We start from the raw sequence: 26,986 nt of genomic DNA on the forward strand, positions 1-26,986 counted from the left end.
AGCGCGGCGCGGGCACGAGGGCTGCCGGGGCCGCTCGCGCGGGGGGCCGGTGCGGCGGCGGGGCGGGCCGCGACGGCGGCGAGGTCCTTGCCCGCGCCAGCGAGTACGGTGGTGGCCTCGGCGACCATCGCCTCGATCCGTGTCAGGTCGGCGCTGCCCGGGCTCGTGCGGACCTGGTCCTCGATCGCCCGCAGCCGGGAGGCGATCTCGGCGCTCAGCGCAGCCCGGTCGTGCAGCAGGGCGTCCGCGCGCTGATCCTCCCGGCTCGGTCCGGACGGCGGGTGGACGACCGTGTTGAACGGGTCCGTCGGCGTGGGGGTGACGGGCCCGAGAACGGGTGCCTTGAACACGCGGGTCTCGAACGGGTCGTCGTTCTGCGCGACCTGGGCTGGCGGTGCCGCGGACGAGGGCGGCGTGCGGTTCATCTCCTCGATCAGCCGGGTGGCGAACAAGTCGGTGGACTCGTACGGGCCGCTGAGCGGTTCGAAGGCGAGGTCGGATGCGACTCGCAGTCCCTTGTCCCGAAGCGTGGAGACGGCGGTGGCGGCCCGCTTGTCGCCCTCGAACTCGGGCTCGTCCATGACGTAGAGGCCCGGATGACGTCCGCCGGTGTTGGTGAAGCCGGCCTCGGCGAGCGCGTACGCGGCGGCCGGGTTGCTGTACGGGTTGGTGGCGACGATGCCCAGCTGCGGGTGGCGGCCGATGTGGACGTCGAAGCTGCGGGGCGGAGCCGGGGCGCCGACCTGGACGACGGCGTCCGGGCCGGCGGCGCGGGCGGCCGGGCTGTCGGGGCCGGGCCGGGTCTCGTCGTTGTAGTCGAAGGCGGGGTCCGCGGAGACCCGGACTCCGGCCCGGCGCAGGGCGGCGGTGGTCTGCCGGGCGTGCAGGAAGATGTTCTGCTCGCTTCGGTCGATGGCGTGCCGCCCGTCGGCCAGCTGGCGAAAGCCGGCGCGGGCGAGCAGCGTGTGGGCGGTCAGTGAGGCGTCGGGGCTGACCTCGGCGACGACGCCGAACTGCGGATCGCGGGTGATGGAGACGTGCTCGGGGGTGATGCGCTGCTCCTCGGGGCAGATGGCGGACGCGGTCAGCGGCGGGCGGCCGGTGCCGGCGACGGGGACGTGGGCACGGCGGGGCGGGACTGGTCGGATACGACTGGGGCCTGTGCCGCGGTAGCGGTGAGGGCGGCGGCGGCCCGTGCCGCCGCCGAGGGGGCGACGGTGACGGCAGCACCGTCGAGGCCGGCCAGCTGGGCTGACCGGGAGGCAACCGGAACTCCCATCTCCCGCAGAGTGGTTGCGAGTTGGGCTGCCGCCCTGGACTGGGCGATCGGGTCGCGCTCGGCCAGGGAGTAGCGCTCCGGGGCGTCCGGGAGGCCGAGGCGGAACCCGGCGTCGGCCAGGGCGGCGAGGACGGCCGGATCGCGGCTGGCGGTGGTGGCGGTGATCCCGGCGGAGGCCAAGCGGCGGAAGGTGACGCCGGCGGGCTGCTGGTGGGGCAAGCGGGTGTTCTCCAAGGGGGCTCGGTCAGCGGGCGGCAGTGCGGCGGGGAGGCGGTCCGGGCGGCAGCGGCGCGGTGGAGGGGGCGGCTGCCAGCCGTGCCCGCCGCAGTGGACGGGCGGCCCGGGCACGGGCGGCGGGCGGGTGGGTGGTGTCCCGCAGCTGCGTCGCCCGGAAATCGCGGCGGGCCTGCGGCCCGTACCAGTCGGCGTAGTGCTCGGTCACGTTGAGGTGCTGCGGGTCGTGCCGCAGCACCATGTAGGTGTGGGCGTCGGAGCCTTCGGGGGTGCGGGCCAGCCACCACCCGACGCCGTCGTCCCAGGCGTGCATGGCCTCCACGACCACAGTGCCGGCCACCACCTCGCGGGCGAGTTCGCGGTCGGCGGGGATCAGGCGGCCGGCCGCCAGGTCGGCGGAGACGATCGCCCGGGCCGTCTCGGCGACGCGGTCGGCGTCGGGGAAGGGGCCCTCGTCCTGCAGCCACCGGTAGTGCTCGGACAGGTCGCCGTTGCGCTGCTCGGGGCGGTGCCAGTTGGCGACCGGAACCCGGGCCGCGACCAGCTGGTCGACGAGCCGTCCGGCCCTGCGGATCTGCTCGTGCGGGTCGACGCTGCGGCGTTGGTGCCAGCAGTCCAGCGTTTCGCCGCGCCTCGAGAAGCCGGCCTGGTAGATCGCCTCCCGGGCGGGCTGGGGCACCTGGCCGTTCAGCACGACGAACTCGCCGTGGTCGTAGTCCCAGCCGAGGGCCACCAGGCCGCCGGAGGTGCCGGGGCTCGTTGAGGTGGTCATTGGGTTCCGGTCAGCGGCGCCGGGCCTGGGCCGGGACCGTCGCCACGGGCATCGGGGCCGGGCCGCTGGCCGGAGGAGCCTCGGTAGTCTTCCGCTTCGCCGCCTCCTCGCGGGCCTGGAGCAGCCGCACCAGGTCGGCCTCCAGCACGTCGCGCTCCTCGGCCGCCTCCTCCAGCTTCTCCAGCTGCGCGTCCAGCTCGTCGAGGACGGTGTCGTCGACGCGCCGCTGGGCGGCGGCGACGTTGATCAGCCGCACGCGCTGGAAGGACACCGCGGTCTCGGCGGCCACCAGCGCGCGGTGCGTGTCGAGCACCCGCGTGGTCTCCGCGTCCACCCGGGCCTGGGCGGCGGTCAGGGCGGTGATGCTCTGGCCGAGGGCAGCCTCCAGGCGAGCGTCCTGGCGGGTGAGCGTCATGGTCGACATGTATCTCCAAGAGGTAGGAATGGCAGCAGAGTTAACGAGAGGTGAAGGTCAGAACGGGGGTTCCAGGCCCCGGCCGGCGAGTTCGGCAGCGATCACCGGGCGCTGCGGCCCTGCCGGGAGGGCTCCCGGGCGGCCGAGCACCACAGGGGAGGTCCGGCGGGCGGCGGCGACCCGTCGGGCGCCGGGCACTGGAGCCTCGGCCGCGTACCCATACGAGGTCCACTCGGCTCGCGCGGAGGCGAAGGTGGCGTGCCGGCTGGGGCCGTAGTGGCCGCTGCCCCGCTCGGTGTAGAACACCGCCGCCTCGCCGGCGCCGGGGTAGTCGACGAGCAGCTCGACCGCCCCCTCGGGTTCCTGGTGGTGCGCGTGGATCACCAGGTGGCCGGCGGTGACGTCCTCGCTCACCAGGTGCACCCAGACGGTGCGGTCGCCGAGCGTCCGCGGCGGGCCCGGGGGAACCGACGTCCCCAGCAGTGGTGAGGACTTGGCACGAAGGCGCTGTTCGTCCGCGCTGTACACCCGGGTGATCCCGTAGTCGGCGGCGGCCAGCAGCCGGCGTGCGTCGCGGATCTGCCGCTCGGCGGTGGAGGCGCTCGTGTCGTGGCGGATGCGGTGCAGCCGCAGGGCGTCGTCTCGGACGAAGCCGGCCTGCTCCAGCCAGTACGCGCTGCGCCGGTCGGGAGGGTCGGCGACGATGGTGTCCCGGTCGGGCAGGTGGGCGATGGTGACGTGCGCGATGGCAACTCCTGGCGGTCAGCGGTGGTGGGTGGAGCCGGCCAGGGCGGGCGCTGCTGGGCCTGGAGCGGTGACCTGGGCGCCGACGGGCGGGGTGGCCGGTTGGCCACCGGCTCCGGGAAGCAGCCCGGCGTGTTGCAGGACGCCGTCCGGGACGAGGGCGGTCTGTGCGACGAGGACGTTGCCGTCCTCGGCCGGATCGGAGTCGATCACCACGCGGAGCAGCCGCAGGCGGCCGGGCGTGATCATGCCGGATCCGGAGCCGCATGCATCCGGGCGTCCGTGTCGAACAGGGTCAACTCAGCGCGGTGCAAGAGATGTTGGACGACGAAGCTCCGGCCGGCGACCTTCCACAGGCCGCGGCCCTTGCCGAGGGCGGCGATGGCGGCGGTCTCGACACCGCTGAGGCCGAGCAGGCCGGCGGTGGCGGCCAGCTGGTCGCTCTCCTGCCGGTAGATCACGCGGGTCGCGCAGTCGGTCAGCAGGCCCTCGGCGAGCGCCCGGGTCCGTGAGCCGGCGTCACCGGCCGACAGCAGGTCGGACAGGCGGTGGATGATCAGCATGTTCGCGATTCCCAGGCCGCGGCTCAGCTTCCACTGGCTCTGCATGCGTTCCAGCAGCGCCGCGTGCCGCATCACGCGCCACGCCTCGTCGTAGATCACCCACCTGCGACCACCGTTGGGGTCGCTGAGCGCGGCCTCCATCCAGGCGGACGCGCAGGTCATCGCCAGCGTCAGCGCGGTGTCGTCGCCCGAGGAGCCGAGCCGCGAGAGGTCGATGGTCAGCATCGGACTCTTCGGGTCGAACTCCGCGGTCGACGGCGCGTCGAACATGCCCGCCAAATCGCCGTTGACCAGTCGGCGCAGGGCATGGGCGAGGTCTTGGGCGGCTGCGCCGACGCGCCGGGTGGGATCGCCGAGCGCGGCGTCCAGGACGGCGGGCTGCCCGAGAACGGCCGCGACGTCGCGCAGCAGCGGGACCTGGCCCGTGCGCGCGCACCGGTCGACCACCGCGTCCAGCGCGATGTCCATCGCCGTGTACTCCATCGGCGCCAGGTCGCGCCGCAGGACCGTGCGGGCCAGCGAGCCGAGCAGCAAGAGCCTGCGCTTGCGAACCTCACCCGCCCAGTCCGCCAGGTCGACGCCGACCGGAGCGGGCGGCGCATCGAGCGGGTTGAGCCTTCCGTGAAGCCCCGGCCCCAGCGCGATGGTGGTCCCGCCGATCGCCTCCGCGACCGACGTCCACTCGCCCTTCGGGTCACATGGGACGTAGACGCGGTAACCAAATGCCGTGCTGCGCAAAGCGATGCTCTTCGCCAGCGCCGACTTCCCCTGGCCGATCACGCCGGCCACCAGCGTGTTCGGGTTGGTGAAGTTCTCAACCTTCCCGTACAGGGCGAAGGGGTCGAAGACGAACGACGCCTCGGCGTGGACGTCGCGGCCGATCAGGACGCCGGCTGACCCGAGGCCGCCCTCGGCGAGGAAGGGGTAGGCGGCCGAGGCGGTCGCGGTGGTCATGCGGTGCGCGGGAAGTCGCAGTCGGCCGCCGCGCAGGGAGGCGGGGCCGGGGCGTCCGGCTGCGGGGTAGGTGGGGAGGAGTTCGGCGTTCTCCTCGCGGCGGCTCTTCGGGCGGTGGGGGCGGTCGGCCTGGCGGGCGGCGCGGCGGGCGGCGGCGAGGTCGCGCTTGGCCTGGCGGCGGGCGGCGCGGTCCGAGCGGGTCGGGGTGAACAGGGGGGTGGCACTGGCGGAGCGGGGGCGCAGGAACGTTTCTCCTGTCAGACGCGAGGGGCTGTGGTCGGGGTGCCGCGGAGCTCGGAGGGGGTGGCGATCACCCGGACGCGGCCCGAGGTGGTGCTGTGGCGCTGGCAGATCACCATGTCGGGGGCGCCTTCCGGCAGCCGCAGCGCGCAGGCTTCGCGGGTGGGGCGGCGTCCGTCGGCCCGCGGGGCGCGGTGGTAGGCGTCGTGGAGGGCGTCGCAGGTCTGCCAGAGCCGGATGCGGGCGGCGTGGAGGTGGCCGGCCTCGGCCGGGGCGAGCGGCCGGGTGGTGCCGGTGTGGGTGTCGAGCAGCGCGAACAGGGCGACGCAGTGAGCGTGGAGCGCGTCCAACTCGCCGCGGGAGACGGGTTCTTGCTCCGGGATGGCGGTGTGGTGGTGGACGTCGACGCCCGCGGTCGCGAAGCGCAGGAGGCGGTGGTCGCTGGTGGGTGGGTGGTGCACGGCCGGCCCCCCGTCAGGTGCGGGCGAGCGGCAGGGCCGCCTGCGCGAACGCCTCGGCCTGCTGCCAGCGCAGGAGCCGCGGGTCCAGGCCGGTGCCGGCGGCGGCGGTCTCGATCGAGGCGCAGGCGCGGCGCAGTTCCTCCGGGGTGTCGGCGCTGACGACCACCAGGCCGGTCAGGTCGACGTCGGCGTGACCGGAGATCAGCTCGCGCTCGTGCTGCTTGGCGTCGGCGTACTCCATGCTGTCGGCCTCGGAGTCGACCTGGCCCTTGCGGACCCGCTCGGCGGCGTCGGCGACGATCGACGCCTTGGTGCGCTGCACCGCCTTGAGCGCGGCATCCAGTGCCTGCGGCCCGTAGGTGAGGGAGAGGGTGCGGCGGGCACCGCCGGCGAAGACCAGCGGGTGGAGGAACCCGTGGGTAACCTCGGAGCGGGGCCACTGCTCGATCCAGTACACCGCATGGCAGGCCGTGTCGGTGGTCAGGCGGCCTGGTTCCTCGACGACCACGACGGGGCCGGCGGCGGCCGGGTCGGCGACGGCCTCGCCGCTCTCGGACCACTGCTCCAGGTTGGCGAGGGCCTTCGGGTCGTAGGCCGAGCGGATCACGGCGGCGATATCGCCGGTGCTGAGCCAGCCGCGGGGGTTGAGTCCGGCGTTGCGCAGCGACTGCTCGAAGCCGGGGACGAGCTGGGCCAGGACGCTGAACGCGCCGGACAGCCCGCCGCCAGCCTCGCCGATCAGGCGGCGGGCGCCCTTGAGGTCGAGGCTGATCGCGATGTACGCCTCGTGCGGGGCCGCGGTCGGGCCGGCGGCGGCGAGGAGTTCCTCGTAGACGGGGCCCGCGAGGGGGGCGTCGGGGCGGCCGTTCTCGGTCCAGTACCGGGCGAGGGCGTCGCCGCTGTCGGGGACGGTGCGCTCGATCACCTGGACGGCGGTGATGTAGCCGGTGCGGGCCAGCGAGGCCAGGCACCGTCCCCAGGCATTGACGTTACCGGCCTGGGTGGAGGGATCGAGCAGGGCGAAGGCGCGGGAGCTGACGCGGATGACGGCGGTGAGGGTGTTCTTCTGGGGGTTGTGGATCGCGCCGAGCGTGCCGCCGGGGGCAGTGACGGCGCGCAGGCTGGCGTCGGTGCCGGGCAGGTGGAGCAGGCCGTCGCGGCGGGGCCGGGTGGCGGGCCGGGCGAGCCAGACGAGCTGGCCCTTGGCGCGGCGGAGGTAGTACCGGATGAGGATCGGGGCCCAATCTGCCACGGAGCGGCTGTGGAAGCGGACGATGACGAGTGCGGCGGCCAGGGCCCAGAGCGGCGTGGCGAGGGCGGCCCCGGCGAGTCCGGTGGCGACCATGGTGGCCAGGAGCATCGCACCGGCGGTGCCGACGACGGTGAGCTGGGCGGCGGTCAGCCCGAGCAGAACTCCCCGTCGGGATCGACTGGGGAAGCGGACGGTCGGTGTGGGAAGGTCGGCCGACAGGGGCGACTCCTTCGGTCAGGGCGGGGGCACCGGCCGGGGCGGGCGGAGGCCCCGGCCGGTGCTGGTCAGGAGGTCGGCGGCGTGGAGGGGCCGACGGGGCTGCTCGGTGCCGAGACCGAGCCGGTGGCGGACGCCGACGGGGCGGGGCCAGCGGCGGACGCCGGCGGGGCGGCAGGAGCCTGGGCGACGGCGCCACGTGCGGCGCTGAAGACCACCTGCGTGGCACCCGCACTCCCACCAGCGGCGGCAACTGCGCTCGTGGGCTTGGCGGTTGCTCCTCCGCTCGCTCCGCCCGCGGAGGACTGGCCGGAGGTCGGTGCCCGGGAAATCAGCGGCTGGCCCTGGTCGCCGCCAGACTGCTGGGCGCGGCGGGTGATCAGCGCCTTTCCGATCGCATCGCCGCCGCCGGAGGAGGTGCCGGGGAAGCGGAAGGTGTTCTGCGACGGGGACGAGCCTTCGCTGGAGCCCGGGCTGCCGACGCTGCCGCCGGCCGGGGCGTCCTGGCCGGGCACCCGCGCCGGGCCCTGCGGGGCGGCCCCGCCCATCGCTGCTCCGCCGGCTCCGCCGGCACCCGCGGTCGCGGCCATCCGGCCGGCCTTCTGGGCGGTCGCGGCGCCGACCTGCAGACCGGTGGCGGTGCTGCGGTGCAGATCGTGGCCCTGCCCGCCGTCGCCCGCCCAGTGGACGAACTTGTAGATCGCCATCGGGCTGAGCAGCACCAGGGCCATGACGACGAGGCCGGAGATGATGTCCGAGAGGGCCTGCACGCCGTCCTTGGTGTCGCTCTGGCCGAGCGCGGAGACGCCGACGAGCATGATGATCGTCATGATCAACTTGCTGAAAACGACCGTGGCGGTGGCCTCGATCCACCTCCGGCGCCAGTCGCGGGTGGGCTCCCAGGCGCCGCCGGCCGCCGCGAAGGGTGCGAGCACGACGAGGACGAGAATCGTGACCTTGCGCAGGACCATCGCGCCCCAGTAGAGGATCGCCCCGGCGGCGCAACCGAGCGCCACCAGCGCGGGGATCGCCCAGCCCAGCGGTGACGTGATGCCGATCATCGACACCTTGACCAGGCGCCTGACCGCGTCGTCCATGCTGGAGTTGGCGATCTGGAACAGCCCGCGCGAGAGGGCGTCGACGATGACCAGGGAGACGCCGGTGAAGGTGATCGCCGTCATCGCGAACAGGGTCGCCGAGACGGTCCCGGTGACGGCCTGGCCGAGCGCCTGGCCGTCCCGCCTCCAGGCGGCGCGGATCAGCTGGAAGATGAAGGTCATCACGATCATGACCAGCGCGATCGGCAGGATAGTCGCGTAGTTGGTGCGGAACCATTCCGCGCCGAGGTCGACCGAGGTGGTCTTGTCAACGGCGCGGGAGGCGAGGTCGACCGCGGACTTGGCGAGGTCGCCGGCGCTCTTGGCGACCCAGTTGCCGATGGAGTCGGTGACGGAGTCGCTGACGCCGCCGACGATGACGTCACAGAGCAGGCCGGAGCCGGGAATGTCGCAGAAACCGATGGGCGATCAGCTCCTCTGGTCGGGACCGATGGGGAAGGAGGTCAGGGGTAGACGGTGGTGGCGATGGAGGCGAGCGCGCAGTCGCGGCCCGGCCGGCACTGGACGGCCAGGGTGAGGCTGCGGTCCTCGGCTCCCCGGCCGCCGTCGTTCCAGCTGACGGTCTGCTTGCCGGTGACGGTGACGGCGTAGACGTAGGCGACGGTGAGCTGAGTCGGGTCCTTGCCGATGGCTTGCTGCCAGGCTGCGGGCAGGTGCGCCTCGGCGGCTTCGCCGATGGCGTGCTGACCGTTGTCGCGCATCCGGCTCCACAGGACCGGGTCCGGCAGTTGGGCGGCGAGGGCGTCCGGGTCGGCGTACCTGCTCTCGCCGGTCAGCCAGCCGCGGAGGCCGGCCAGCTGCTGAGGCTGGGTGGCGGTGCGGGTGTCGTAGCTCCACAGTGCGGTGGCGAACGCCGTCGCGAACTTGATGGGGTCGCTGGTGTGCGGCGGAGCAGCGACGACGGAGGGGCCCGGTGTCGCTCCGGCCGAGGGGGCGGGGCCGGGGTCGAGCGGCGCAACGGTCGAAGTCGCGGAAGCGGAAGGGGAGGACGGGGAGTTGGCGGCGCTCGGGGTGTGGTGGTCGCCGCCCGCCAGCCGGGCGGTGAGCCCGGCCAGCAGGGCGACGACCACGAGCACGCCCAGGCCGATCAGCAGCCGGCGCAGCATGGTGGACTGGCCGGCGAGCGGCGAGGACTTCGGCATCAGTGGACGTTGGTCCCCACCGTCGAGAAGAAGCTGACGATGCCGTTCGCGGCGCCCAGCAGGAGGGCGCAGCCGGCCGCGACCAAGGCGCCCTGCTTGCCCTTCTGCTCGCTGCCGTGCGAGCCGGTGTGGTGGCCCCAGGCCCAGACGATGCCACTGACGCAGAGCGCACCGACCACCGCGATGATCGCGAAGAGGTTGATGCTGCCCACGGTGGACTTCAGGACATCCAGGCCGGGGAGGCCGCCCTGGCTGGGCGTGATGCCGGGGTCGTACGCCAGCTGCGTGGCGGCGTCGGCGAGGTAGTAGGTGAGCAAACACACTCCACGGCTAGAGGGGCAGGAAGGTGCGCGGGCGGACCGCGCGGGAGGGGGTGAGGGGCGCGAAGTGCGCTGAAGTGGACGGCAGTTACCGTCAGGGGGCGATGCGGCGGGCGGCGATGATGTCGCCCTTCCACGAGGCGAGCGTGGAGATCTTGACGACATCGCCCGTCTTGGGTGCGTGCACCACGAGGCCCTGGCCGATGGCCATGCCGACGTGCTCCGGGCCGTTGGGGCCGGGCCGGGTGAACAGCAGGTCGCCCGGGCGGATGGCGTCGACGGGCACCGCGGTACCCTCGGCCACCTGCGTGTACGTGGTGCGCGTCAGGGTGATGCCGCCGGCCTTGTACGCCTGCTGCGTCAGGGACGAGCAGTCGCAGCGGCCCATCGGGTCCTGGCCATGGGAGTCGGTGCAGCTGCCGCCCCACTGGTAGGCCGTGTTCAGCTGGCCGAGCGCGAACTTGATGGCGCTCTGCACGGCAGGCGGGGCATCGGTGGGGATCTGGTAACCGGCCGGCAGGACGCCGGGCGGGATGACGCCCCAGTTCGTTCCGTCGTCCCCCCCGGTGCCGCAGCCGCTCGGCGTGGCCGGCGCGGACGGGCTCGGTGACGGGGTCGTGCCCGGAGAGGGCGTCGGCACAGGAGCGGAACTCCCCGACAACACCTGGGAGATGGCCTGCTGCAGGGCGGTCGCCAGCGGCTCCCACTTGGCGTAGGCGTCCGGGTAGCCGGACCGCTGGACCTTCTGGGCCGCCACGGTGAGCGGCAGCTGCTCCCAGCCGGGCACCTCCAGCAGGGCCTTGTAGAACCGGGTCGAGGCATACACCGGGTCCTGGATCTGCTCGGCCGTACCCCAGCCCTGCGACGGGCGCTGCTGGAACAGGCCCAGGCTGTCGCGGTCACCGTAGGACAGGTTCCGCAGGTTCGATTCCTGCAGCGCGGTGGCCAGGGCGACGACCTGCCCGCGGGCGGACACGTTCATCGAGATGCCCGTCGCCGTGATCGTCTTCGCGAAGGGGATCTGTACGGCCGGGTTGTCCAGCCCGGCGACGGGTCCGACCTGGCCGGTCGCGCCGTCCAGGATCTTCTTGACCTGGGCGGCGACGGCCGCGCTGTCCACAGGCTGTGGACCGGTTCCGGGGGTGCAGGTGTCGGACTTGGTGGAGTCGTTGGCGCTGACCGCCAGGGCGGGGAAGGCGACGGCGAACGGTGCCAGGAGGAGGCTGGCGAGACCGCCGCCGACCCACTTCTGCCAGCTCATCGCGCCCTCCGAACGTCACCTCCGGCCGCGTCGGCGCGGGGGTCCGGCGGGCGGGGCTTGGGCATCCGCATCCGTGCGGTGAGGGCGAGCAAGGCGGGGGCTCCTGTCGGATCGTGCGGAGGGGTGCGGGGTGGGCCCGCCCGGCCGGGAGGCGGGCGGGCCGGAGGGAGCGGCAGCAAGCCGCGCTCGTAATCTCGAAAAAGGCATGGATGTCCCCTGGGATGGGTGGGGTGGAATTTCGCTTGCGGCGGCCGAAGGTACCGAATCGCGGGCTCGCAACCTAAAACGGTGCGGCGCCCACGGCCCGGGGTGCACCGACGGCCTTCCCGGCGGACGCTAATGCCTTCTCGGCTCGCAACCAAAAACGGGTAACTGGTCGGCGTGCAGGTAGAAAGCGGTGTTCGGCCGGGGTGTCCCACCGTAGAACCGGACCGACTCGGAACCTAAAACGGGATTCCGGGCCGAGTGATCTCCGGGGGTGCGGCAGACGATAGGCGCAGTGCGGCTCGCAACCTAAAACGATCTTCGCCAGGGTGGCTCGGGGTGCGTTTTAGGTTGCGAGCCGCACCTGGGCTAGGTTCCTGACGCAGCCGCAGCCCGAGCGCTCCGGAGCCGCCCCGCCGGATCTCTGCCGACCGTCGAAAGGCCAGGTCACGCTGCCGGTTGCCGCTGCTGCCCCATCCCCGACCAGGAGGTCAGCCCGCCCCTTGCCCTACGAAATCCACCAGGGCGACGCCCTTGTCCGGCTCGCCGCGATCCCTTCGAACTCCGTCGATGCCGTGATCACCGATCCGCCCTACAATTCCGGTGGGCGCACCGCCCAGGAGCGGACCGGACGAACGGCGCGAGCGAAGTACACCTCGAACGACGCCGCCCATTCCCTCGCCGATTTCCCCGGCGAGAACAAGGACCAGCGGAGTTACACCTACTGGCTTTCCCAGCTCCTCGCCGAGTCCTACCGCGCGACCAAGAATGGTGGCGTCGCCCTCGTTTTCACCGATTGGCGCCAGCTGGCCGCAACGAGCGACGCACTGCAGGCCGGCGGCTGGATCTGGCGCGGCGCACTCGCCTGGTACAAGCCCGCCGCCAGGCCGCAAAAGGGCCGATTCACCCAGCACTGCGAATTCGTACTGTGGGGGAGCAAGGGCCCGATCGACGGCGACGCCCACCCCGTCTACCTGCCCGGCCTCTACACCGCCTCCCAGCCCAGGAGCGGTCGGGTCCACATCACCCAGAAGCCCGTCTCGGTGATGCGGGAGCTGGTCAAGATCTGCCGCCCCGGCGGCACGGTGCTCGACGTGTGCGCGGGCAGCGGCAGCACCGGAGTCGCGGCCCTGCTGGAGGGCCGAAACTTCATCGGCGTGGAGGTCACCCCGCACTACGCCGGCATCGCCGAGCAGCGACTCGCTGAGACCGAGCGGCAGATCGCCGAGGGCGCGGCCGACCCGGACCCCGACGCCGACCCTGACCCTGACTCCGAGGCCGTCAAGCCGGCCGAAGCCTGACCGCGCCAGCCGGGCCGCCGCCCGCGCGGCGGCCCGGTCCCGCTCCGAGCCTGAAGGAGATGACCTGTTCAAGAAGTACGGTGACCCGTCGACCTACTGGGACGCCGCCGACGGGCCGCCCGATGGCCTCGACCGGGCGCTGCAGCCCCTGCTCGACTTCGGCGCCCACCTCACCCGCGCCGCGAAGAACACCATGGTCATCACCCCCGACCACCGGATCCACGTCGGCTACGTCTTCCCGCACTGGAGCTGGCCCTCCTGGCGGGTGCTCGTCCACGACGAGCCGTTCGAGCAGCCACTCTGGGGTGCGCACCTCAACCGGAACACGCCCATCGAGGTCGTGGCCGCGGTCACGGCGACGCTCGCCCGGCTCCACCAGGAGAACCACCCACTGTTCGACTTCTGGGGCACCGTCGACCCGGCCACCGCCCTCGACGGCTTCGCCGACGCGGGGTGGCAGAGGTCGCCCGGGCTGCGCGCCCACCCGTTCCGCTACCGGGCTGCCAACGGCGACAGGGCATCGGCCACCCACCACAACCGTGCCGGCCGGATGCTCGATCCGTTCCAGTCGGGCCAGGACGGCTGCTGGGACATCGACGGCGTCAAGGGCGGCCGGTTCTGGTCGATCTCGGTGAGTGAAGCAGCCCCCGCGCCGGTCCTGACCGCCCTCGTCGACGCGATCACCCGGGTACACGACGCCCCCAACATCGCGCCCCCGGTGCTGTATCCGCCCGGCAGCACCGCGGCACTGGCCGGCACCGGTGCCGCAGGTGAGCCTGCCCGGAAGGAGACCCCCTGACCACCCCCGCTCGCGACCTCGAAGTGGTGGTCACACCAGGCCACTTGGCCGGACCGGGCGACGCCGAAGCAGCCCTCGCCCGTTTCCTCGAAGCGGCCCCCGCCTGGGGCCGCTACAGCCCGGGGCAGGACGCCACCGTCGCCCTGCACGAGTCCCTCCTCGCCGCGATCGAACTCGACCACGACACCAGCACGGGGCCCCGCTGGACCATCGCCGCGTACGCTTCGCCCGTCGGCAAGCGGACCTGGCACACGACGTTCTGCACCCGCACCCCGGCCGAGGTCGTCACCGCAGTGCTCGAGCGCCTCTCCCACGCCCTGACCGCGACCTCCGAGACGGTGCGCGACGAACTCCTGTGGGGGCGACGGTCGCTGGACAACACCATCGCGGCCGACCTGGACGCCGCCGACGAGCCGTGGTCGCGGGAGACCAGCCCTGTCCACGGCGTCTACAGCTGCACCCGCCCTGACGCCACCGCCGGCATCGCCGTCAACCACAACATCGGCGACATCCGCGGGATCGGTCCGACCGTCACCGTCTGGGGCGGCCCCCGCGGCTACCCCAGCGAGCGCTGGCATGCCGTCTTCGCCGGCCACACGCCCACCGTCCTCATCAGCGCGGCGCTCGACGAGGTCGTCACCCCCCTGCCGGTGCTCCGCCAGCGCCTCCAGATCCCCGCCGCCAACCGCATCCAGGTCCACCTCGAACCGCGTCATCGCCGCAACCTCCCACCCGCCCGCGGCCAGCAGCCCACCCGCGAAGACCAGGGCGAGGCACCAGCCGAGCCCGGACCGGCGGAACCCGGCCGAGCCGGCCCGAACACGGTCACCATCCGACGCACCGACGACGGCGCGATCACCGCGACCGGCGGGGACGCGCACGCCGCCTTCCTCGTCGGCACCACCGGGTTCGCCCCCACCCCCGGGCGCTCGAACCACTACACCCTGCCCGCCGGCCACCCCCGGAACGAGGAGAACAAGATCGCCACCGACGCGGCCGTCCTCCTCGCCACGGCCGGGTACGACGTCACCCTCGCCCCCACCCTCGGCGTCCGCCCGTCGCCACGGCCCTTCGCCCCCGTCACCGGAGAGCTCCTGCCGAGCACCACCGCAGAGCGGCTGGCCGAGGGCATCGACGAGGTCACCACCCACCTGCTGCGCACCACCGACCCGGCTGAGGTGCGCAGGGCAGTCGGCGTCATCACCGGGGAGGGCGGTGTGCTGGACCGCAGCGCCCGGGCTCTGCGGGCGGCCGGCGGCTGGGCCCTCCACCACCGCGTCGGTGGAGACGCCGGTGAAGCGCTCCGGTTGACGGCCGAGATCGTCGCCTCCGGCCGGGAAGCGGCCGACCATGCAGTCGGCCGCCTCGGCACCGCCCACTCGCCGCGGTCTGCGGCAGCCCGCACCCGAACCACACCGGCCGCACCTCCTGCGGTCACCGGCCCGCTCGGCCACACAGGAGCGCCAGGCCACGACAGCCCGCGGCCGAAGTCCCGCTGACCCCCGCACCAACCCCGCGAGGCCCTGCCCATGTCCGACGACGTCCAGGTCGCCACTTCCCCCGCTCCATCGCGCCCGCCGCAGTGACGATCCGGCCGCGCACCACATGAACACGCCTACCTGGAGCAGTAGTTGACCACGGCCAATCCCCACTGGGCCAAGCGCGCCCGCGAACGACCCTGGCAGCAGGTCCGCATCACCCCAGCCCTGTACGCCGGCCCCACCCGGGACACCGAGCGCGCGATCCGGCCGCTCACCGACGCGGGAGCCGTACGCCTCGACGACGGTCGCGGCAACCAGCTGATCATCTCCACCGACGGCCGAATCCGGCTCGGACTCGAGCCGGAAGGCGGCGACGTGAAGTGGAAGGTCGCCGTCCATGAACGCCCCTTCCTCCCACCGCTGTGGACCGTCAGCCTCACCGAGAACACGCCGGTCGAGGTCGTCGAGGCCATCACCACCGACCTGGCCGACCGGCTGCGCACCGGCCGGCGGCTCACCGGGGGCGCCGCCGACGACGAGTGGCGCACCCCCCTCCAGGCCCACGGGTGGACCCTCATCTGGGACGCCGCGGCGGGCACCGAGACGGCGTTCGCCGAGCACAGCCCGCAGGACAGGATCGTCCTCAACACCCAGGCGGTCCTCGACCCGGAGGAGTGGGAGGAGGCCGGGCAGGACGGATTCTGGAGCGTTGACATCGCCGGCGACTTCGACGGCTGGTCCGCCGCAGCCAGCATCTGCACGCCGGACCAGATCCTGCACACCATGGTCAGCGCGATGCTCGCCCCCGCCATCCGCGACATCGGAGACCTCGGCGACCTGGCAGTCGGCGCGGCGGTCATCGGCGCCGCCGAACTGACGGAGATCCCCTCCAGCCCGACGCCGCTGGACACCCACCGCGCCCGAGCCGCCCGCACGACCTCCCCGACCCGCGCCGCCGCCGACTCCACCCAGATCGCCTTCTCGGTGTCCGCGTCCGGGCCGAGGCCGCGCTCCCGATGAACACCGGGGTGCGGCTGCGAGGCGGCCACCCCGAAGTCCGTTGCCGACCAGAACCAGCAGTCCGCTCCGCCACCGTCACCCACGGCCCCAGCCGCTGACAGCCCCGAGGAACCGCCATCCCCGACAGCACGATCGACGTCACCCCGACTTACCTCGCCGGGGCCAGTCACACCACCCGGGTCTTCGACCACCTTGTCCAGCAGGGGTGGGGCCGCAGCACCGACCACGACCTGGACCAGGAGTTCGCCTGGAGCCCGAACCACCGTTTCCGCATCGCGGACGGCCAGCTCGACCCCGGCGCCGCCTGGCGGATCACGGCCGCCCCGGAGCCCCTCGGCACACCGGCCTGGATGGCCGGCTTCTCGACCGAGACGCCGCCCGAGATCATCATGGCCGTCACCGACGTACTCGCCCGCACCGGGGACACCATCGACTGGACCGGCGAGTCGCACCCCGCCCTCCAGCAGCCGACCGACCGGCGGACCCTGATCCGCACCCTCACCGACGCCGGCTGGCGCAGCACCTACCGCGGCGGTGTGCTCGACCTCGAAGCTCCCGACGAACTCGCCCGAGTCCAGGTCCGCCTGGACCCGCCCGGCGATCCGGACGACCTCATGGCCCACCCCCACCTGTACGTGGAGATCGGCCCGCGGGGCTCCGGCGGCTACCCGCCCTACTGGCAGGCCATGGCCACCACCAACGCCCCCGCGGTCGTCGTCGACACCCTCGCCCAAGCCCTCACCGACCCCACCCCCCTGCAGCGGGACCGGGACTGGATGGACGAGGAACTGCTCGCCCACCTCGGCCACCGGACAGTGGCCGACCCCGCCAACACCAGCCCCTACACCGAGACGGACCTGCGGGAAGCGGCAGCCGAGCTGTGCGAGGAGGTCCTGGAGGAGATCGAGCACCCCGACTTCATGCCCGGGTGGCACATCGTGGACCGGGTCATCCCCAGCAGCCGGAGCCGCACCCCGACGACCTGGGGGCAACTTCCCGCGGAACAGAGGGCCCTGGCGAATCTGCTGGTGGAGGACATGGTCGTCGCGGCGGCGGCGAGTGCACCGGCGCTCCTCGACCTGGACCTGGGCGCCAACCTCGACCCGCGGACCGCAAGCCGAAAGCCGACACCTCCCCTCACCACGGCACTGAGGGAACTCCCCTTCAACATCAGCGACCTTAAGGACGCGGCAGCCTACGCCGCCGCTGCGCAGATCAACGGGACCGACCTCAGCGGGATCGCCGATATGCTCCACGACCGGCCCGTCGGCGACGGCACCACGTGGACCTGGGGATCGCTGCCGACCGCCCAGCACGAGCAGGCGCTCCACGCGATCGACCGCCTGCTGGCCGGGGCCGCCGCACGCACCCCGGAGCTCTTCGCCCCGGACTTCAGGCCCGCACCGCTGGCCCTCGTCGCCCCGGTCTACCTCGCCGGCCCCGGCCACGACCGCACCACCGCGGCCAAGCCCCTGACCGATCGAGGCTGGACCACCGAGAAGCAGGGCACCACCACGGTGTACACCAGCCCGTGCCGGCGGCTGCGCGCCCAGTCGACCACCGACGACACGGGGACGAGCTGGACCGCGTCCTTCAACTACCTGCTGAGCGGCGAGGAGGTCTGGCGGGTCACCGCAGACCCCCGCACCCCGCCGGAGATCGTGACCGCCCTGCACACCGCGCTCGCCGCCAACCCGAGCGAGCTGATCCGGACCGCCGCGAACGCCGAGGACGGTCTCGTGCCGATCATCGCCGCAGGCTGGCACGACAACAGCACCCCTGAACACCTGATGTGGGACGCACCGGACGGCGAGATGGCCAGCGTCTACCGCTGCACCGCCCCCGCCGGGCAGATGTTCGTCGGGGAGAGCCGCGCCTGGCAGATCAACGGCGGCAAGCTCGGTCCGGGCGAAGTCGAGGGCTGGAACATCGAGATGTCGGAGAACATCCCGGCCCCGCTCCTGGAAGCCGTCACGGCCGCGACGGCCGACCCGACGCCGGTGGCCCGCCTCGGCCGTGACCTCACCTCCGAGCACCTGCTGTACCTCGACGTCCGCCCCCTCGCCCCCAAGGCTGCATCCGGCCCCTCCGCGCGGGCCCTGGCGGCCCGCACCCGCGTCGTTCTCTCCCCACCGGCACCGGCACCGGCCACCAGCCGCTCGACCACCGCCACGAGCCCGCCCGACCAGCCCCGGCAGCCGACCCGCTGACCACCGCGGGCGGCACACACCCCCTCTCGACAGGAGTGCCCATCGACACCGGCTTCGACGAGTTGCTCGACCTCGACGGTCTGACCCCGGCCACCGCGGAGGACGCGGCAGCGGAGTACAACGGCGCCATGAACGCGGCTAGCTACACCGTGATCTCCCAGCACCACGCCTACGGGCAGCCTTTGGCCGACGGCGTGAGCAGCAGCTACCTCGTGGTACGCGACGACTCGGCCACCGCAGGCACGCCCGATGATCCGCACTACGCGGCCATCCACATCCGGCGGGACCGGGCCGCCGGGCTGTTCCACTTCGACAGCTCGCCCCACCCGCTGCCCGTCCTCGCCCAGCACTGGCTCATCCAGCGCGGCGCCGACATCACCGCCATCGCCGCCCTGTCCAGCCACCACAGCGTTCCGGCGAACGCGGAGACCACCGCGCTGGAGCACCGGATCCGCTCCGCCGGCAACGCGCTCAGGAGCGACGCCTCGTACACCAGGAACCTGACCTGGGATCCGGGCTGGAAGCCGGGGGAGGCGTGGCGAGGAGACGAGCACCTCGTGCACGACTGGTACACCTGGGTGATCCTCGACGACCCCCTGGCCCCGCCGGGCAGCCCCGTCCGGGTGCTGTTCGAGGACGTCGACTACACGGCCGGCACCCACACCCTCACCGAAGGCGCCTTCCCCGATCACGAGTCCGCTGAGGAGTGGACCCGCGATCCCCGGCAGCCCCTGCCGCCCGCTCCCGCGGTCATACCTCCCCCGGCTCGGCCCGCAGCCGCCGCCGCCAAGGAGTCCGAACGCAGCAGCTCCACCAGCCGAGTCGACGCAGCCAGCCGCACCTCCGCGAACTCCCCGGGCAGCGCGGCGGTCGCGACTCCGCCGCCCACCCAGCGCCATTCGGCCGGCACCCGCCGGACCCGCTGAACCCACCATCCCCGACCACGGAACAGACTCCACAAGGACACGGCCTGACCACCGCCACCGCCACCACCGCCCTCGACACCATCGAACGGATCGCCCGCGCCGCCGCCTACCCGCCCACCCAGCGCATCATGATCCGCGGACTGCTCGACACCCCCGGCTCGTACGCCGCCCTGGCCGCCGCCGTCCACCGCGACGACCTCCGCCCGACCGCACTCGCCGCCATCCGCACCCTCATCGAACACGACATCGACGCTGGCCGACCCTGGCCCTCCGAAGCCGCTCGCTGGCTCAGCCGCGCCAACGCGGACTGGCAGACGAGCGCGGCGCTGGTCAACCACCTCACCTGGTACGCCCGCAGCCGGCGCAACAGCGCCCTCGCCCACCTCGCCGGCACCGACCACCTCACCCAGCCCGGCACCGACCGCACCCACGCCCAGGCGCTCCGGCACATCCACCTCGCCGCCCTCCGCTTCGACTTCCGGTGCCGCAGTATCCAACAGCTGCTCGAACAGGTCCCGGGGAGTGAGCGAATCCGCTGGGATCCATACACCCGCGCCCTCACCGCGTTCGCCCTCCTCGGAAGCTCCGTTCCCGGTGCCCTCGATGCCCTGGACCGCAGCCTCGCCGAGGCCGGCGACAACCCCCAGGTTTGCCACGCCCTGCTCCACGGCCTGTGGCTCGGAGACGGACTACCAGACCAGGCCGAGCGGATCCTCAAGCTGGCCGCCTGGCCCACCTTCGACGACACCGACCCGATCATGCTCTTCCGCACCGCCACCGCCTGGCGGAGCCTCGGGCGCCGATCCGAAGCCCTCGACGCGATCGACAGCGCCATCGAAGCCCTCGCCCCAGACCAGCCCGACGTCCACGCCGACCTGGTCCGTGAACGTGCGCTGATCACCGCGATGGCCCGAGAACCGCAGCACCACCGAGGGCACTGACCGCTCGACTCCCGGTACCGGGAGTCGCCATCCCCTGACGCAGAGGACCAATACATCGAACAGCCGAACCCCCAGGACCGTCAGCCCGCAGCCCCTCACCCGAGTCTTGCCGGAGGGGAGGAAGCCCGGACCTACCAGCGCGACCTGAGCCGCTGGGCCGCCCGTCGCGCCCACATCCAGCAGGCCATCAAGTCGGCCTCCGCCCCGCGGGCAAGCGAACCGACCGCCACCGCAGCACCCCCGCTTTCTCGGCCCCGCCGGCGGTAGTTGCCGCCCCGGCCAACCCGGCAGCGCTGAAGGTACGGTCCGCCCCGCGGGCCCGGCCCTTGGACGACCGGGCCGACCTACGGCGATGGGCCGCACCCCTTCGAGGGGTGCGGCCCATCGCCGTAGACGAGCTACGCGGCAGCCGCGTAGCTCGTGCGCAGCAGCTCCATCGACCGATCGAGGTCCTCCACCGACCCGATGCGGACCTCCAGCTCGCCCGTCCCGAGGTGCCCGATTCTCCGGACGTCCCGGGTCCAGCCCGGGACCAGCTGGATCGTCGTCGGGTCGACGCGCAGGAAGACGACCAGAGCCTGCGCCTGCGCCAGCACCCGGACGCAGGCGAAGTTGAGCCGGCGGCGGTAGGCAACGTAGTGCTGCAGCGGCACCGCGTGGCCCTCGCCCAGGTCGAGCAGGCGGGCGTCGAGTTCCTCGTACAGCCCGCGGATCTCGCCGCTGGCCTGCGCGAGGACGTCGGTGACCGTCCGGCGGGTGGCCGCGACCGGGCGGGCAAGTTCCGTCCGCCGGCCCGGGAGGGTGCCGCACCCGCCGGCGACCGACGCCGCCAGCTCCAGCGTCACCAAGTCGTCCCCGTAGCGCCGGTAGACCACCATGTCGATCCGGTGGTGGGACATCCCGGCCGCCACCAGGTCGTACCGGGTGAAGTCCGCCGCGATGCACACCACCCGCGGGTTGCTCCAGTCCACCTGCTCGGCGACCTCGGCGCCGAGCCGCTGCTCGACGAGCGCCTCGAACTCGGCGTGGTTTTCCACCAGCCACGAGAGGTAGAACAGGCCCTGCGCGAGGACCGACTCGCTGCTCGTGCGCTTGTACTCGATCAGCACCGGGCTGCCGTCCTCGTCCAGACCGAGGCTGTCGATCCGGCCCCGGTGCACCGGACCGGTGGAGTACTCGCTCGCCAGGAAGCGGACACCGCCCAGCATCTCCTCCATGTTCGCCTCGACGAGAGCCTGGAGGTGACGCTCCAGCTCCACGGTGTCGCCCTCGACACGACGAACATCCCCATCAGAAACGCGGAACACCTGCAGACCCGCCACGTACCCCCCAGCACACACCATCCACCGAACCACCCGGCGATGGACCGGAAAAGATACATGCCGAAAGTCGGGCAATCTAGTGCTTGTTGCGTTTATCGCACTTTAGGTCCTCGGGGAATAGGGGTGACCCCCGCTCGGCGCTGCTCTTGACATGGCGGCTCTACTGGGGCAGTTGCGGTAGCGGCACCCCGATAGATGTCCCGATCCCGGTGAGGGTCACGTTCTGAGCCACCGGGTTCGTCGCGACCCCACGCGCTGCAGGAGCGTTCAGACACAGCCCTGGTTGGAGATTCCCGTCGCCGCCTCTGCCTCGAGAGCCTTGACGTCGCCCTCACGAGTTGCCCGCGGCTCCTCCGGAAGTCCGAGCATCGGGATGCTGAAGCGAATCATGCAGACGAGGTTGGCAAGGTCTCCTCGCCGCCAACGCCGTTGGCGGAGGAACTGCTGGACTGGCGGTTGCTGCTAACGTTACCCGCTCTCCGCCTTGCCCCGCGCGGAGGGCTTGCGGACTCATCGAAGCCGTTGAACTGGTTGCTTTGCGTGACGAACGGGCCGGGCGGTCGTGTTGTGCAGAGGCTGGAGGTCGGTGCGGTCCCCGGTAGGCTCACGGCACTTGAGGAGGCGCAGGTGCGGCGGATCGGTGAAGTCACGACATACCGGTACTGGTCGGAGCGGCGGATCCGCGTCATCGCGCGCGACAACGGCCTGCGGCTGGAGGCTCCATGGCGGCTCTCCACTGCGAGTAGCCCGACGTCCGTGTTCGGCCTCGGCCTCCCGGTCTTCGCCTTCCAGCGGCCGGAGGGCTACGAGCGGAGCAGGCGCAAGACGGCAGACCGGCTGGCGAAGGCCCTGCGGGGCAGCATCGCCGTCACCTATGACGAGCCGGGGGCGCGGTTCGCCGGCGGCCTGGGCAGGGTCGCGTTCTCCGCTTTCACCGTCGGTCCCCAGCGGGACAAGGGTGTGGTGCTCCATGCCCGGACCCGGAACGGCTCCGGCCGGCGGGTCGATCTGTGCCTGTTCGGCAGCGTCGACAACGCGGCCGACTTCCGCACGGGCGAAGCCGTCGAAGGTGGGACCTCCTCGGCCTGGTACGCGGTCAGCGAGCTGCTCGAGAGCCGAGGCACCCGCAGCACCTGCGGCTGGGACGAACAAGAGCTCGCGTTCGAGGCGTTGAAGATCGCCACCGGCGACCGCGACCGTTCCGAGAGCGAAGCGGAGGAGCCATGGACGCTCCCGTGGGCCCTCGGACACGCTGACGAGGCGGAGTGGCTGGCAGTGGTCTACAGCGACGTCACGCTCGATCCCGAGCGCTGGCACCTCGGCGGTACCGACTTCGAAGGCACCCACCGGATCATCGTCGGAGCCCCGATCTGGGTCCGCACGGCAACCCCGCAGGCGGTGGTGCGCTACTCGCAACTGCGTGCCCCCGCGTCCGCCCGGCCGACCTGGTGGCGCCGCCTGCTGCCGGGCAGAAGCCCGGCGGGTCCGCCCGCAGCTCTGGCGGCGGGCACCCCGCACCTCGACGCGGAGGACGTCGCCGATCGGTCCGCGGCGCTGTAGCCGGTCCACGCTCCACGCGGCTTCTGCTCGGTCGACGCGATCGTCGCGGAGCGTCCGCCGGGTGGGTTCCCGCCTTTCAAATCCGCAACTTGCTTCCTGCGGAAGCTAGTTGGGGGGAAGTTCACCCGATCGAGTGGACGACTCGGTTGATGCTCGCTGTCGTGCCCAGGGCGCTGGCACAGTCGGTGCCACACGTCGGTGGTTCATCACCGCCGCTTGCCTCGTGCCGCCGTCGGCGGAGTAGGAGAACAGACGCGAGATCCCGGACACCCGACCCGTGGGTGTCGTCAGGTGTGATCGCCCTGCGGGCGCCGGCCGTTGGATCGTACGTAGCGGGCCGCCCAGGACGCCTTCCAAACCCTGGAGCTGGTCTCCCGCTGGCACGAGGCTGAGTCCTCGGGCGCGTGTCGCGCCCCCGAGAGACGGAGGCGTGCCCTGCTGCCCGGCTCGGCCGGGAGAAGGACAGACCTCATGGCCAGCACCAAGCGACCTGCCGGCATCTACCCATACATCGGGCTTCCGTCGTGGGGTGAGCGCCTAGCGGATGCCATCAAGAACACCTGCGAGGACCAGGGGCTGGTGCCCCCGCCGCGCGCCGCGATCACGGAGGGCCTCGCAACTGCCCTCGGTGAGACCGAGATCAAGAAGCTCATCAGTACCCTGCGGAACAGGAAGGTCCTCAACCCCACGGCGTCACGGGTGGTGCAGTCGGGCAACGACCGCGTCCTCCTGCTCATTGCCGACGTCCATGGCGCGTCCGTGTCCCCGTGGGACCTCAACGACCGCACCGTCGGCATCTGGTCCCCTCCAAGCCCCGAAGCCGCCCAGCGCGTCGCCGAGCTGATCGCCGCCGAGACCGCGCTCGACGCCGCCAAGAAGGCGCACAAGGCTGCGGAGAAGGAGCGCGAGACCCGCCGCCGCGCCCCGAGCGAAGACGCCCACTACGCCACCGCCCTTGCCGCGGCGGAGAGCAAGCTGGCGGACGCCAGCGAGCAGGTGCGCGAAGCCGAGCGCCGGAAGACCGCTCTGCTCACCTCGCTCGGCAACCGCCTTCCGCGCCCCGTGGTGCGGGCGGCCGAGGAGGACGGCGAGCCGATGGCCGCGCTCGTCCTCGCCGAGCAGACCTACGAACAGGCCGTCCACGTCCAGCGCTACGCCGCCGGTCACCTGGAGCGCTTTGGCAGGACCCGCGGATACGACCTCGCCGAGTCGCTGGTCGCCGCAGGCCAGCTCTCGCGCGGCATGAGCGTCCTGCAGCAGTGGCGCATCAAGAACGCTGACGGAACCCTGTCCGAGCTGTGGCGCATGGTTGCGGTCACCGCCAACAACCGGGCATTGGCCCGCCTGAACGTCTTCGGCCTGCGCCCCGAGCACATCGTCACGGGAATGCCGCAGACCCTGGTGAAGCCGCCCTCGAACAAGGCCGACCCCGGGGTGCGGCTGCTGAACCAGAGGGAGGTCCTCAACCAGTTCTCGCAGCGCCTCAACGAGGCCGATGCCAAAGAGGACACGGGCCCGGAGGACCCCGCTCGGCGCGCCGCGAAGATCGCCACGGTGCCGATGGAGATCGTCGTCGGCTGCAGCAAGCCGGCCGCGCTGGAGCACGTGCTGCGGGGCCTGAACGTCAACGACCACCTCCGCGGCATCCAGCCCTATGACGAGGAAGCCCGGCTGGTCGCCCTGTTCGCGACCCTCGTCGACGCCTACGCCCAGGACGGCAAGCTCGTCGAGCTGCTCGACGAGACGTTCCCCATGGCCCAGGGCACTGACCTCCTCGACTTGGACGGGGTACGCAACGCCCTGACGGCGAACGGCCCGCTCGACCCCTTGGCCGCCCTGCTGCCCGCCGACGAGAAGGTCACGCCGGCCGCCCTGCGGGACATCGCTGTCCGTGCGATCACCGCGCTGGTCTTCCCGGAGATCCCCCCGGCCGGTCCCGGCAACGGCAAGCGCCAGGTGCGCGACACCGGGGCGTTCTGGCCGATCGTCCGGGCGAGCATGCAGGAGCCGGCGTGGAGCCAGACCAGGGCCCCGAACGCCGAGAACCGTACGCGGCTGTGGTCGGCTGCCATTGCCCAGCTTTTCCTTCACCGGGCCAACATCCTCGCGGCCCTCGGCCTGTTCACGGTGACGGACGCGAAGGAGGGCGCCAGCCAGGACCCAGGGTCACTCAAGGAGCTGTTCCTGCGGGCCGAGGCCGGCGAACCGGCGGCCTGGGCCGCGCTGGTGCGGCGCATGGTGCCCGCGCTGATCCACGCCCCCCAGCCCCTCATCACGCCTGGTCAGGGCAGCGAGGCCGGAGCCGGGCGCAAGGGTGTGCGCCGCAGCCCGGCCAACGCCGTCGCGGCACTCACCATGGCTTACACGGCGAAGGCGGAGAACATCAGCCGCGCCCTTCTGCTCGCCTTCGCGCGATCCGTCCTCGAGCACCCCGACGCCGTCCTGGCGCCCCAAGCCCCCGGCGGCGGCAAGCCGGTCTGCTATGGCGAGCGCGCGGAGAAGGACGAGACCCAGCGCAGCCCGATCGTGCCCGGCATGATCCTCGTCCCGGACCTCGCCGGTGAGCCCACCGGCATCGTCGTAGACAAGGCATGGTTCGACGAGACCTTCCCGCCAGACCTCGCTCAGAACGCGAACCACGGAAGCAGCACGGCCGCCACGGCCGCGAGCACTGGGGCCGAGGACAACGCCACCAGCGCCACGGCGGCCACCGCGAACGGTCACGCACCGCAGGACCCCCGGGACCGGCTCGCCATCCTGCGTCAGGAGATGGCCGCGCGCATCGAACTGGTAGAGGGCAGCTATCAGTTGGCCGCATCCGCTGCCCGAGAACTCATGGGCAGGTTCGGCGAAGCGATCGACCTGCGAGCCGAGTTGGAGGAAGAGCCGCTCCCGGCCGACCAGCGGATCCAGTGGATGGAGAAGCTGACGGCGCTCCGCGACGCCGCGAAGGCCGGTGCCGCGGAGCTGGAGAATGTCGAAACGCTGATCCTGAAGCTGTAGGCACAGCGCCTGGTTGATCCGGCAACCCGATCGGGCCGCTTCGGCGAGAACACCTCCTGAAGCGGCCCGGCCGTAGGGCGTCGTGCGACCAGCGTGGTCGTGCGTCGAGCACCTGTCCTTCGAAGCAAGCGGTTGGTAGCGACGGCGAGTCCTCTACGGGACCTAGGCTGGTGTGCGTGAGGAACACGAAGGCATTCAAGGAAGCAGCGGCCGAGACCCTGGCAGCGCTGGCCCGTCGCGGAGTGACCGTCCGCCCGGGGACGGTGGAGGACATCATCGAGGAGCGGATGAGGGGGGTCGCCCAGATGATGGGTGTCCAGGTGCGCTCCGCCTGGAGGTACTTCAACGCCGACACACTCGCCGACGCCATCGCCAAGCAGTACCAGGAGCTGGTGGAAAGCGCCAAGGAGGACGAAGCCGAGGGCGCGCAGGCGCCGATGCCTCCGCTCGACAACCCCGAACTGGCCCTGATCCTCGCGGGCGTGCCCGACTCGCTCGTCGAGTCGGGCGGCGACCTCTACAGCGTGATCCTCAACGTCGCGGTGAACGCCTGGATGGCCGGCCACATCCACGGAGAGGACGGCTGCGCGGGATGTGAAGGCGCCCGCGGTGACGCCGGCCACGACTGGGAAGCCCGGATGGCCAGCATCACCACGCTCAAGCCGGACATCACCAAGTGGTTCGACCGGGCGGTGTGGACCGCCGCTCTCCACGACAGCGGGTTCAGCGTCGAACGCCGCTGAACGGAACATTGGCTGCTCAACCGATACGGCGTGGCAACGGGTTCAGTCCGGCAGGATCAGCTGCCGTCATCTGTTCGAGGAGAACCGTCGCCGACAGCGCGAGGGGACGGACATGGTCTGTCCGTCCGGCAGGGTCTTAAGGGATTGCTACCCCTATGAGGGGCGATGAGTTGTTGGCCCGATGGATGGGGGAGTCCGAGTCCTAAGTATTGCCACCCCTCCGAGGAGAGATGGGTAGTTGTTTTTTTGCTGTCTTCCCGGAGGGCAACGAAGGGCCGCCTGGTACCAGTTTTCAAGGACCGCGAATAGTTGCTGCCCTCCGAGGGGAAATGAACCAAGCCGGGAGTCCGAGTCCTGTATCGAGGGCACGTGGTTGCTACCCCTCCGAGGGATGATGAGATCGGTACGTCGCGCTCGCTGACGGCCTGATCGTCACGTTGCTGCCCCTGCCCACGGCAATGAGCCTGGCCGTGGCGAAACGTGAGATGTACACCGACGAGTTGCT

Annotated in this window: 24 protein-coding genes and 1 pseudogene; 11 read left to right on the top strand and 14 right to left on the bottom strand. The window is 72.1% G+C overall.

The genetic code is table 11. From position 1 onward, the window contains the following. Nucleotides 1–581: pseudogene (locus AB0E96_RS10125) on the bottom strand (hypothetical protein); the annotation flags it as partial. A 15-nt stretch (nucleotides 582–596) separates the two neighbouring features. Here AB0E96_RS10125 and AB0E96_RS10130 point away from each other — a divergent pair. Then, complete coding sequence (locus AB0E96_RS10130) at nucleotides 597–980, top strand: hypothetical protein (protein ID WP_359820869.1); 384 nt, start codon at nucleotides 597–599, stop codon at nucleotides 978–980. Nucleotides 981–1,084: 104 nt separating this feature from the next. Here the strand turns inward: AB0E96_RS10130 and AB0E96_RS10135 are convergent, their stop codons facing one another. The 12 genes from AB0E96_RS10135 to AB0E96_RS10190 form a co-directional block, all read right to left on the bottom strand. Next, complete coding sequence (locus AB0E96_RS10135) at nucleotides 1,085–1,498, bottom strand: hypothetical protein (RefSeq protein ID WP_359820871.1); 414 nt, start codon at nucleotides 1,496–1,498, stop codon at nucleotides 1,085–1,087. 25 nt (nucleotides 1,499–1,523) lie between these two features. Then, nucleotides 1,524–2,285 carry a hypothetical protein gene (locus AB0E96_RS10140; protein ID WP_359820873.1) on the bottom strand — a complete coding sequence of 254 codons (762 nt, stop codon included), beginning with the start codon at nucleotides 2,283–2,285 and terminating at the stop codon, nucleotides 1,524–1,526. A 10-nt stretch (nucleotides 2,286–2,295) separates the two neighbouring features. Next, on the bottom strand, nucleotides 2,296–2,709 hold the full coding sequence (locus AB0E96_RS10145; protein WP_359820875.1) for a hypothetical protein: 414 nt from the start codon (nucleotides 2,707–2,709) through the stop codon (nucleotides 2,296–2,298). 48 nt (nucleotides 2,710–2,757) lie between these two features. Then, the gene (locus AB0E96_RS10150) at nucleotides 2,758–3,228 is read right to left on the bottom strand and encodes a hypothetical protein (protein WP_359820878.1); all 471 of its coding nucleotides are present in this window, start codon (nucleotides 3,226–3,228) and stop codon (nucleotides 2,758–2,760) included. 234 nt (nucleotides 3,229–3,462) lie between these two features. Then, on the bottom strand, nucleotides 3,463–3,693 hold the full coding sequence (locus AB0E96_RS10155) for a hypothetical protein (protein WP_359820881.1): 231 nt from the start codon (nucleotides 3,691–3,693) through the stop codon (nucleotides 3,463–3,465). Continuing rightward, nucleotides 3,690–4,961 carry an ATP-binding protein gene (locus AB0E96_RS10160; RefSeq protein ID WP_359820883.1) on the bottom strand — a complete coding sequence of 424 codons (1,272 nt, stop codon included), beginning with the start codon at nucleotides 4,959–4,961 and terminating at the stop codon, nucleotides 3,690–3,692. The genes AB0E96_RS10155 and AB0E96_RS10160 overlap by 4 nt, the downstream gene beginning before the upstream one ends. A gap of 257 nt (nucleotides 4,962–5,218) precedes the next feature. Continuing rightward, nucleotides 5,219–5,662: a DUF6238 family protein gene (locus AB0E96_RS10165; RefSeq protein ID WP_359820886.1), complete on the bottom strand. Its 444-nt coding sequence runs from the start codon at nucleotides 5,660–5,662 to the stop codon at nucleotides 5,219–5,221. A gap of 13 nt (nucleotides 5,663–5,675) precedes the next feature. Continuing rightward, complete coding sequence (locus tag AB0E96_RS10170; RefSeq protein ID WP_359820939.1) at nucleotides 5,676–7,133, bottom strand: SCO6880 family protein; 1,458 nt, start codon at nucleotides 7,131–7,133, stop codon at nucleotides 5,676–5,678. A gap of 65 nt (nucleotides 7,134–7,198) precedes the next feature. Then, the gene (locus tag AB0E96_RS10175) at nucleotides 7,199–8,419 is read right to left on the bottom strand and encodes a type IV secretion system protein (RefSeq protein WP_359820888.1); all 1,221 of its coding nucleotides are present in this window, start codon (nucleotides 8,417–8,419) and stop codon (nucleotides 7,199–7,201) included. A 272-nt stretch (nucleotides 8,420–8,691) separates the two neighbouring features. Next, entirely contained in the window at nucleotides 8,692–9,390 is a 699-nt protein-coding gene (locus AB0E96_RS10180) for a hypothetical protein (protein WP_359820891.1), read from the bottom strand. Then, nucleotides 9,390–9,707: a DUF6112 family protein gene (locus AB0E96_RS10185; protein WP_359820893.1), complete on the bottom strand. Its 318-nt coding sequence runs from the start codon at nucleotides 9,705–9,707 to the stop codon at nucleotides 9,390–9,392. Before AB0E96_RS10185 ends, AB0E96_RS10180 begins: the two co-directional genes overlap by 1 nt. A gap of 97 nt (nucleotides 9,708–9,804) precedes the next feature. Further along, entirely contained in the window at nucleotides 9,805–10,971 is a 1,167-nt protein-coding gene (locus AB0E96_RS10190; RefSeq protein WP_359820895.1) for a C40 family peptidase, read from the bottom strand. Between the two features lie 707 nt (nucleotides 10,972–11,678). Here AB0E96_RS10190 and AB0E96_RS10195 point away from each other — a divergent pair. The 7 genes from AB0E96_RS10195 (at nucleotide 11,679) to AB0E96_RS10225 (ending at nucleotide 19,853) form a co-directional block, all read left to right on the top strand. Beyond that, nucleotides 11,679–12,476 carry a DNA methyltransferase gene (locus tag AB0E96_RS10195; protein WP_359820897.1) on the top strand — a complete coding sequence of 266 codons (798 nt, stop codon included), beginning with the start codon at nucleotides 11,679–11,681 and terminating at the stop codon, nucleotides 12,474–12,476. A gap of 193 nt (nucleotides 12,477–12,669) precedes the next feature. After that, nucleotides 12,670–13,275 (top strand): DUF317 domain-containing protein, encoded by a 606-nt coding sequence (locus AB0E96_RS10200; RefSeq protein ID WP_359820899.1) that lies wholly within the window; start codon nucleotides 12,670–12,672, stop codon nucleotides 13,273–13,275. Between the two features lie 44 nt (nucleotides 13,276–13,319). Continuing rightward, on the top strand, nucleotides 13,320–14,774 hold the full coding sequence (locus AB0E96_RS10205) for a DUF317 domain-containing protein (RefSeq protein WP_359820901.1): 1,455 nt from the start codon (nucleotides 13,320–13,322) through the stop codon (nucleotides 14,772–14,774). A 132-nt stretch (nucleotides 14,775–14,906) separates the two neighbouring features. Then, a complete protein-coding gene (locus AB0E96_RS10210; RefSeq protein WP_359820904.1) occupies nucleotides 14,907–15,776 on the top strand; it encodes a DUF317 domain-containing protein in 870 nt (289 codons plus the stop codon). Between the two features lie 230 nt (nucleotides 15,777–16,006). After that, a complete protein-coding gene (locus AB0E96_RS10215; protein ID WP_359820941.1) occupies nucleotides 16,007–17,986 on the top strand; it encodes a DUF317 domain-containing protein in 1,980 nt (659 codons plus the stop codon). 35 nt (nucleotides 17,987–18,021) lie between these two features. Continuing rightward, nucleotides 18,022–18,912 (top strand): hypothetical protein, encoded by an 891-nt coding sequence (locus AB0E96_RS10220; RefSeq protein WP_359820907.1) that lies wholly within the window; start codon nucleotides 18,022–18,024, stop codon nucleotides 18,910–18,912. A gap of 128 nt (nucleotides 18,913–19,040) precedes the next feature. Beyond that, nucleotides 19,041–19,853: a hypothetical protein gene (locus AB0E96_RS10225; RefSeq protein ID WP_359820910.1), complete on the top strand. Its 813-nt coding sequence runs from the start codon at nucleotides 19,041–19,043 to the stop codon at nucleotides 19,851–19,853. Between the two features lie 398 nt (nucleotides 19,854–20,251). Here the strand turns inward: AB0E96_RS10225 and AB0E96_RS10230 are convergent, their stop codons facing one another. Then, nucleotides 20,252–21,112 (bottom strand): DUF5655 domain-containing protein, encoded by an 861-nt coding sequence (locus tag AB0E96_RS10230; protein WP_359820913.1) that lies wholly within the window; start codon nucleotides 21,110–21,112, stop codon nucleotides 20,252–20,254. 603 nt (nucleotides 21,113–21,715) lie between these two features. Between AB0E96_RS10230 and AB0E96_RS10235 the strand changes: the two genes are divergently transcribed. From AB0E96_RS10235 to AB0E96_RS10245, 3 genes are all read left to right on the top strand, one after another. Next, nucleotides 21,716–22,735 (top strand): hypothetical protein, encoded by a 1,020-nt coding sequence (locus tag AB0E96_RS10235; protein ID WP_359820916.1) that lies wholly within the window; start codon nucleotides 21,716–21,718, stop codon nucleotides 22,733–22,735. A 471-nt stretch (nucleotides 22,736–23,206) separates the two neighbouring features. After that, nucleotides 23,207–25,738: a hypothetical protein gene (locus AB0E96_RS10240; protein WP_359820919.1), complete on the top strand. Its 2,532-nt coding sequence runs from the start codon at nucleotides 23,207–23,209 to the stop codon at nucleotides 25,736–25,738. Nucleotides 25,739–25,914: 176 nt separating this feature from the next. Further along, nucleotides 25,915–26,481, top strand: coding sequence for a hypothetical protein (locus AB0E96_RS10245; RefSeq protein WP_359820922.1), 567 nt, complete (start codon nucleotides 25,915–25,917; stop codon nucleotides 26,479–26,481). Nucleotides 26,482–26,986: the final 505 nt, after the last annotated feature.

It is taken from the genome of Kitasatospora sp. NPDC036755, assembly GCF_040636595.1.
Lineage (GTDB): Bacteria > Actinomycetota > Actinomycetes > Streptomycetales > Streptomycetaceae > Kitasatospora.